Origin of the sequence: Arminella tubonensis (genome assembly GCF_003240585.1) — a bacterium.
GTDB classification, from domain to species: Bacteria; Pseudomonadota; Alphaproteobacteria; order Rhizobiales; family Rhizobiaceae; genus Rhizobium; species Rhizobium tubonense.
This window is the reverse complement of sequence record NZ_PCDP01000018.1, coordinates 1-1,121: the sequence shown is the minus strand read 5'-3', so window position 1 is coordinate 1,121 and position 1,121 is coordinate 1. Positions and strand designations below refer to the sequence as shown.

At 59.9% G+C, this 1,121-nt stretch carries 1 protein-coding gene; it reads left to right on the top strand.

Annotation, left to right across the window (positions count from 1 at the left end; all coding sequences use genetic code 11):
- The first annotated feature begins 69 nt into the window (after nucleotides 1-69).
- Nucleotides 70-1,080, top strand: coding sequence for an IS30 family transposase (locus CPY51_RS06330; protein WP_111159448.1), 1,011 nt, complete (start codon nucleotides 70-72; stop codon nucleotides 1,078-1,080).
- The last annotated feature ends 41 nt before the right edge of the window (nucleotides 1,081-1,121 follow it).

The window sequence follows — 1,121 nt, the reverse complement described above, 5'->3', positions numbered from 1 at the left end:
GGGTGGGTTCAAGGATGAAGTGCGACTTGCGATAGATAACAGCGGCTTATCGCTTGCAAGGAACATGACATGAAACGCACCTACTCCCAGATCGACATGGATGAACGCCGCAAGATCGCGCGGTGGCGGACGGCGGGCATCAGCGTCGATGTCATCGCCGAGAAACTCGGGCGCCATCGCTCGACAATTTTCCGCGAGCTCAGACGCAATGTCTTCGAGGATCGTGAATGGCCGGAGTTGAGCGGCTATTACTGCGTGACCGCCAACGCGATTGCGCGCGAGCGCCGCGCCAAGCTGCGCAAGCTGGCCCGGTTCTCGCAGCTGCGCCAATCGATAATCGAGCGCATCATGCATGGCTGGTCGCCGCAACAGATTGCCGGCCGGCTGCAGCTTGAGCGCCATCCGGTTTCTGTCAGCCATGAGACGATCTATAAGTTCGCCTATTCCTCGGACGGCCACGCCATCAAGCTATGGCGACATCTTCCTGAGCACCGTGCCAGACGTCGGCCGCGACATGCCAGACGCCGTCATGGGCGGCGGTTCACCCCTGATGTCAACATCTTGTATCGCCCGGAAGCCGTTGCCGAGCGCAAACAGTTCGGGCACTGGGAATGCGACCTCATTCAGTTTCGCAAGAAGTTCGGAAAGGCCAATGTGACGTCGCTGGTCGAACGTGTTAGTCGTTTTGCCGTCTTCCTGCGCAACAATGACCGGCAATCAAGACCGGTGATGGACGGGCTGATCCAGGCTCTCCAGTCTCTGCCCCGCCTCGCCCGCCGCTCGATCACCTTCGACCGTGGTACGGAGTTCACCGACTGGCCCTACCTGCAGGCGAGCATCGGCGCGCAAACATGGTTCTGCGATCCACAATCCCCGTGGCAGAAAGGCACCGTCGAAAACACCAACAGACGGGCCAGGAAATGGCTTTCGAGAGAGGTCGATCCACTGTCGCTCAGCGACCGCGATCTCACCGATATCTGCAATCATCTGAACGCAACACCGCGCAAATGCCTCGGCTACAAGACACCCGCCGAAGTCTTCCGCCAGAAACTCCTCGCGCAGATCAGGCGTACCGGTTAGCCTCCCAGAGCCCGCAGGTCGCGGTTCGCCATGAACTCACA